Annotated in this window: 2 protein-coding genes, 13 tRNA genes and 1 rRNA gene; 2 read left to right on the top strand and 14 right to left on the bottom strand. The window is 43.4% G+C overall.

Annotated elements, in window-relative coordinates:
* The first annotated feature begins 227 nt into the window (after positions 1–227).
* A complete protein-coding gene (locus tag ACFSCZ_RS17180) occupies positions 228–1,415 on the top strand; it encodes an MFS transporter (RefSeq protein ID WP_380775645.1) in 1,188 nt (395 codons plus the stop codon).
* A gap of 192 nt (positions 1,416–1,607) precedes the next feature.
* Positions 1,608–3,002, top strand: a complete 1,395-nt coding sequence (locus ACFSCZ_RS17175; protein WP_380775643.1) for a M28 family peptidase — start codon at positions 1,608–1,610, stop codon at positions 3,000–3,002.
* Positions 3,003–4,134: 1,132 nt separating this feature from the next.
* Here ACFSCZ_RS17175 and ACFSCZ_RS17170 read toward each other — a convergent pair.
* The 14 genes from ACFSCZ_RS17170 to rrf form a co-directional block, all read right to left on the bottom strand.
* A tRNA-Leu gene (locus ACFSCZ_RS17170) sits at positions 4,135–4,218 on the bottom strand.
* A 12-nt stretch (positions 4,219–4,230) separates the two neighbouring features.
* A tRNA-Cys gene (locus ACFSCZ_RS17165) sits at positions 4,231–4,304 on the bottom strand.
* 6 nt (positions 4,305–4,310) lie between these two features.
* Positions 4,311–4,385 (bottom strand) — tRNA-Gly (locus ACFSCZ_RS17160).
* A gap of 6 nt (positions 4,386–4,391) precedes the next feature.
* Positions 4,392–4,463, bottom strand: a tRNA-Gln gene (locus ACFSCZ_RS17155).
* Positions 4,464–4,496: 33 nt separating this feature from the next.
* Positions 4,497–4,571: transfer RNA gene (locus ACFSCZ_RS17150), tRNA-His, on the bottom strand.
* Between the two features lie 6 nt (positions 4,572–4,577).
* A tRNA-Trp gene (locus tag ACFSCZ_RS17145) sits at positions 4,578–4,651 on the bottom strand.
* A 6-nt stretch (positions 4,652–4,657) separates the two neighbouring features.
* Positions 4,658–4,742 (bottom strand) — tRNA-Tyr (locus ACFSCZ_RS17140).
* Between the two features lie 11 nt (positions 4,743–4,753).
* Positions 4,754–4,829: transfer RNA gene (locus tag ACFSCZ_RS17135), tRNA-Phe, on the bottom strand.
* 16 nt (positions 4,830–4,845) lie between these two features.
* A tRNA-Asp gene (locus tag ACFSCZ_RS17130) sits at positions 4,846–4,921 on the bottom strand.
* Positions 4,922–4,930: 9 nt separating this feature from the next.
* A tRNA-Met gene (locus ACFSCZ_RS17125) sits at positions 4,931–5,004 on the bottom strand.
* A 129-nt stretch (positions 5,005–5,133) separates the two neighbouring features.
* A tRNA-Glu gene (locus tag ACFSCZ_RS17120) sits at positions 5,134–5,208 on the bottom strand.
* 10 nt (positions 5,209–5,218) lie between these two features.
* Positions 5,219–5,311 (bottom strand) — tRNA-Ser (locus ACFSCZ_RS17115).
* Between the two features lie 3 nt (positions 5,312–5,314).
* Positions 5,315–5,389 (bottom strand) — tRNA-Asn (locus tag ACFSCZ_RS17110).
* Positions 5,390–5,401: 12 nt separating this feature from the next.
* Positions 5,402–5,517 (bottom strand): 5S ribosomal RNA (rrf, locus tag ACFSCZ_RS17105).
* Between the last annotated feature and the right edge of the window lie 237 nt (positions 5,518–5,754).

Here is a 5,754-nt window from a genome sequence, read left to right as displayed (position 1 = left end):
TAAAATGTTGGTGTGGTAACTTACATTTTACTAGAAAGGGCGATTTTTTTGTATGCCTTTTTTAGAACTAAACAAAATAGGGCTGTCACAGAAAATCAGTTTTTACTGACTTTCTGGACAGCCCCTGCTTTATTTTTTCTTTTATAAAAATATTGCTGACTTTTTCCTGACTGTATTGTAATATGAAAAAGTCATGATTCAAATGGATTGAAAAGGAGGTTATCATTATGAATCCCGATCAAAAAAGAAAGTTGATTATATTAATGATCAATATGTTTATTGCAATAGGAAGCTTCGGGATTATCATCCCCATTCTGCCTGCCTACTTGGTGTCCATCGGACAAGGCGGAACAGCTGCCGGCTTAATGATCGCTATTTTTGCAGCTGCCCAATTTATCATTTCTCCCATTGCGGGTAAATGGACGGACCAATATGGCAGGAGGAAAATGATTATTTATGGGTTAAGCGGGTTGGCTTTATCCATGCTGATCTTTTATTTTTCCCACTCCATTTGGATCTTATATTTTTCACGAGTCATCGGGGGCATTGGTGCAGCATTGCTGATTCCTGCTATTTTTGCTTATGTTGCGGATATTACTACTCTTGAACAGCGTGCAAAAGGAAACAGTTATATCTCTGCCGCCATGTCTTTGGGCATTGTGATCGGTCCCGGGATAGGGGGTTTTTTGGCTGAGTATGGCCTTAAAATGCCTCTACTCGTTTCTGCACTGGTGGGAATTGGAGCGGTGATTTTCTCTATCGCCATTCTGAAAGAAAGCAGAGATGTTGAATTGACTGCTTCAAATCATACCGAAGATCCAATGATCAAAAAATTACTGGAATCTGTACACAAGCCATATTTTATTCCATTAATTATTGTTCTTGTCATGAGCTTTGGGCTCATGGCCTATGAATCCATTATTGGGCTGTACCTCGATAATGCCTTTAAAGCGACTCCCCAGCAAATCGCTGTCATGATTACAATTTCAGGAATCATCAGCGTTGTGGTGCAAATTTTTGCAGTCGATCGCCTGGTATCTCTTTTCGGTGAAGGAAAAGTTTTGAATATTTTTATTGTCGTTGTCGCAGGCGGATTTTTATTTTCTATGTTCGCTGTCAATTATGTGCTTTTCTTTATTATTACACTTATTATCTTTATGGCTACATCCATTTTGAGACCTGTACTCAACACACTCATCTCCAAAATGGCCGGAAACGAACAGGGATTTGCCATGGGGATGAATAATGCTTATATGAGTATAGGAAATGTTCTTGGACCCCTGATTGCCGGCATGATCTACGATATTCATATGATTTTTCCGTTTTTGCTAGGGTTTCTGATGCTTATTTTTACTGGAGTTGTTTCGGTAACTTGGCAAAAGAAAAAATTAACGAATAAAACTGCTCCTCAATAATAAAGAAAAAGCTGAAATCACATGGATGCACCTAGTGATTTCAGCTTATTTTTTTAATAAACCTATGCCAATCTACCTATTGACCAAATATTCAAAACCGTTACTTTGTCCACTATTTGGTTAACGCTTCCTATGCTATTGTATATATACCTGTAAGGATAGGTGAAATTTGAATGTAACGGGAGGGATTATATGAAAAAAAGCTCCAAAGCAGCAATTTGTTGTCTAATGGCAGCGGGAATGATATTTACGCCGGCAGCAGCAGCCAAAGAAGGACCGCCAAATCAGCAGGCAGCGCAGGCATTCGACAATAAAATTGTAAAAAAGATTGATAAAGAAAGAATTTATCAGCACGTGTACAATCTATCCGTGGATATCGGCATCCGCGTGGCCGGTACGGAAGGTGAAATGGCAGCAGTTCACTACATAGCAGATCAATACCGTTCCATGGGTCTGGATGTAGAAATTCAGCCATTTGAATTTCAAACCTATCAAAGCCCAACAAAAGTTTCCCTGGGAGTAACAAATTCAGAATTAACTTTTGCTCCAAGAGCATTCAGTTATTCACCAGCTACACCATCTGAGGGAGTATCGGGTGAAATTGTTGATGCCGGATTGGGAAGTTCTTCGGACTTTGAACAGGTGGATGCGGAAGGAAAGATTGCCCTGATTGAACGCGGCACCTATACCTTTGTTGAGAAAGTTGAGAATGCTGCAGCGGCAGGCGCAATTGCAGTTGTGATGTATAACAACACCTCAGGACCACTGGCTTCCAGCCTTAATCCATCCGGGACTTTCGTTCCCACTGTAGGACTGACGCGTGAAGAGGGACTTTCTATAAAAAGCTTACTTAATCAGGGACAATCTGTAGAAACAAATGTCCAGATTGTAGGCGGCGGCGTAGTGACAAAAACGTCTCATAATGTGATCGCAACGAAAAAAGCGCATAAAAATCATGATACAGGCCAAATCATTTATGTTGGATCCCATCACGATTCCGTACCTGGAGCTCCAGGGGCCAGTGATAATGCATCAGGGGTCGGGGTAAATCTTGAAATAGCCCGTGCTGTCAGCAATATGCAAACTGATACGGAAATACGCTTCTTGACATTTGGAGCAGAAGAATTGGGATTACTGGGATCTTACCACTATGTATCTACGTTGACCGAGGATGAGAAAGACCGTTCTGTTGGTATGTTTAACTTTGATATGGTAGGAAATAAAAACTCCGGAGACATGATTATGTTCACTGTAGACGGCCAGCGCAATGTGATTACGGATACGGCAGCCTCTGCAAGTATCAGGGTATCCAAACCGCTGACGTATGGTAAAGTTGGGCGGAGCGATCACCAGCCGTTCCATGACGCAGGCATCCCTGCTGCTGTGTACAGCTACGCTCCGCTGGAGCCGCAATACCATCAGCCGACAGATACAATTGAACATATCAGCAAAGAAAGAATGGAAAACATTGCCCGAATTGTAGGAGCATCAGTTTACCAAATTGCACGTAAAGATACGCCGGCACTTGAAAAATCAAGAGTGGCTCCCCAGCCTGTAGAACCAGAGTTTGAAAACAGGCCGCTATAAATAAGAACTTCCATCTCGCGATTGTTTGATCGCGAGATGTTTTTATTACATCCTGATCCAATACATCATACTGATGGGGGCATTTTATCATAAAAGGCTCCCATCTATCCTTAGTAAAATCAATGAGTCTAAAAAACCCCATCGAACGGTCAAATAATTATGATGTCCTTTGTCAACTCAACTCCATTGTTCTATATCTTTTCTAAGTCCTTCTTCACCGAAAAAATGTAAAATATACTGCTCTTCTCTTTCCCGGGTTCTCTTTTTAATTTAAAATTCATATCCCTCTGTCCCATAAGAGTAGAATGGCTCTTGCTTCTATGAAATTTTTGTTAACTTCAGCAAAGTTGCCTTGGCCCCATTTCTTTAAAATCTCTTTCAACACGGGTTCAGATTCCAGAGATTCAGCTCTTTTCTCAAGGTAAGCAATATTTTCTTAAGTCATCTGAGGGCGATAACGAGCTTTTACTCCTGCTATTTCCAAATGATCATTTTCGACGAGATCTGCTTTCTGTAACGCCAGGCCATAATGCTGCCGGCAATCCATTCTTCATCTCCGATTTCTCCCATTTCTTTTCCGGCTTAAATCCTCTCTTTTTCTGATAAGGTATATGACTAAGCAGCAGGAAAAGGTTCGGCCTCGGGTTGCTCCTCTGCCTGATTTTGAACTCAGCATAACCTTTGCCTCCTCCACTTTCGTTTGATACATCAAAAAAGGAACGCACACCGCTGCTCCTGCAATGAACAAGGTAAAAACATCATTTTACTTCCCGTTGTTCTTGGCATTAAACAGCCTCCCATCCAAATAATTTATGCGATATAAACATTATCATAAATCTAAATATTCCATTGCCACAGGTTGAGAAAGATCTTTCCAAATAAAATTCATTTCACCTTCTCTCCCTGTAATTAGCTCTTAAACCATAAATAGATGTGTAGCGGGTTTCAATATCCTATATGAAGCAACTTCACTATTCACTGTTGAAGATCACATACGTCAAATATCAATACTGATTTAGCTCTGCCTGTACCAGTGACGGATTCTATCTTCCGGCACATTTACTATTTGTTTCTTTGCCGGAAAACAAAAATGACCTTCAACATGAATATTGAAGGTCATTAGTCTTATTGATACCTGAGGTGGGATTCGAACCCACAAGCCCGTGAGGGCATTGGATTTTGAGTCCAACGTGTATGCCAGTTCCACCACTCAGGCATGAACGATAAATGGAGGCGGCAACCGGATTCGAACCGGTGATAAGGGTGTTGCAGACCCGTGCCTTACCACTTGGCTATGCCGCCTTAATTTGGAGCGGAAGACGGGATTTGAACCCGCGACCCCCACCTTGGCAAGGTGGTGTTCTACCACTGAACTACTTCCGCAGTAAACTGGGCTAGCTGGATTCGAACCAACGAATGACGGAGTCAAAGTCCGTTGCCTTACCGCTTGGCTATAGCCCATCGAAAGATATATACATTATACTGTAAAGATAATGGGGCGACTAGTGGGAATCGAACCCACGATGTCGGAGCCACAATCCGATGCGTTAACCACTTCGCCATAGCCGCCATACATGGCAGGGGTAGTAGGAATCGAACCCACATCAAAGGTTTTGGAGACCTTCGTTTTACCATTAAACTATACCCCTTTATAATGGTGGTGGGGGACGGATTCGAACCGCCGAACCCTAAGGGAGCGGATTTACAGTCCGCCGCGTTTAGCCACTTCGCTACCCCACCAAAGTTTTATATGGTGGCTCAGGACGGAATCGAACCGCCGACACAAGGATTTTCAGTCCTTTGCTCTACCGACTGAGCTACTGAGCCTCTATTTTATAATAAATGGCGGTCCCGACGGGAATCGAACCCGCGATCTCCTGCGTGACAGGCAGGCATGTTAACCGCTACACTACGGGACCTTTATAAGATTGCGGGAGCAGGATTTGAACCTGCGACCTTCGGGTTATGAGCCCGACGAGCTGCCAGACTGCTCCATCCCGCGACGATAAGATATTTTTACTAGGATTTTCTTTATGCTATCGGCTCTCCCAAACTTTTTCATTTCAGCACAGGATTCTATAGCATAATCGAAAAGCAATCATATCTATTGCCTTAACCTCTAATAAAAAAATGGTGACCCCTACGGGATTCGAACCCGTGTTACCGCCGTGAAAGGGCGGTGTCTTAACCGCTTGACCAAGGGGCCTGTATGTATATGGCGGAGAGCAAGGGATTTGAACCCTTGAGACGGCGGTAGCCGCCTACACGATTTCCAATCGTGCTCCTTCGGCCAACTCGGACAGCTCTCCATTTGGCTCCGCAGGTAGGATTCGAACCTACGACCGATCGGTTAACAGCCGATAGCTCTACCACTGAGCTACTGCGGAATAATATGGTATGCCCGGCAGCGTCCTGCTCTCACAAGGGGAATCCCCTCACTACCATCGGCGCTGAAGAGCTTAACTTCCGTGTTCGGGATGGGAACGGGTGTGACCTCTTCGCTATCGCCACCAGACTTGAATATGCTGGCTTCTGCATTCTCACAGGACGTGAGCGTTTCTAGCAGAAGATCCTTTTGCGACATCTTTTATTATACTTTGTTTTATGTATTTTTCAAGAGAAATTTTTCATTCTCTCAAAACCAGATAAGAGAAGATACCAAGAATTGTTCAATCCAGCTACGGCTCCTTGGTGCTCGAGGTCGCTTCACTTCCTCTGTCAAAGCCTGCCGGCTTTTCCGCCGGAAGCTCCA

The organism is Siminovitchia sediminis (assembly GCF_042680885.1).
Lineage (GTDB): Bacteria > Bacillota > Bacilli > Bacillales > Bacillaceae_C > Siminovitchia > Siminovitchia sediminis.
Note: the sequence above shows the minus strand (reverse complement) of the source record. Positions and strands in the feature narration are given on the sequence as shown.

Excerpts from the sequence above, each read along its gene's own strand:
- ACFSCZ_RS17180 (WP_380775645.1), top strand. The coding sequence starts at position 228 with ATGAATCCCGATCAAAAAAGAAAGTTGATTATATTAATGATCAATATG.
- ACFSCZ_RS17175 (WP_380775643.1), top strand. The coding sequence starts at position 1,608 with ATGAAAAAAAGCTCCAAAGCAGCAATTTGTTGTCTAATGGCAGCGGGA.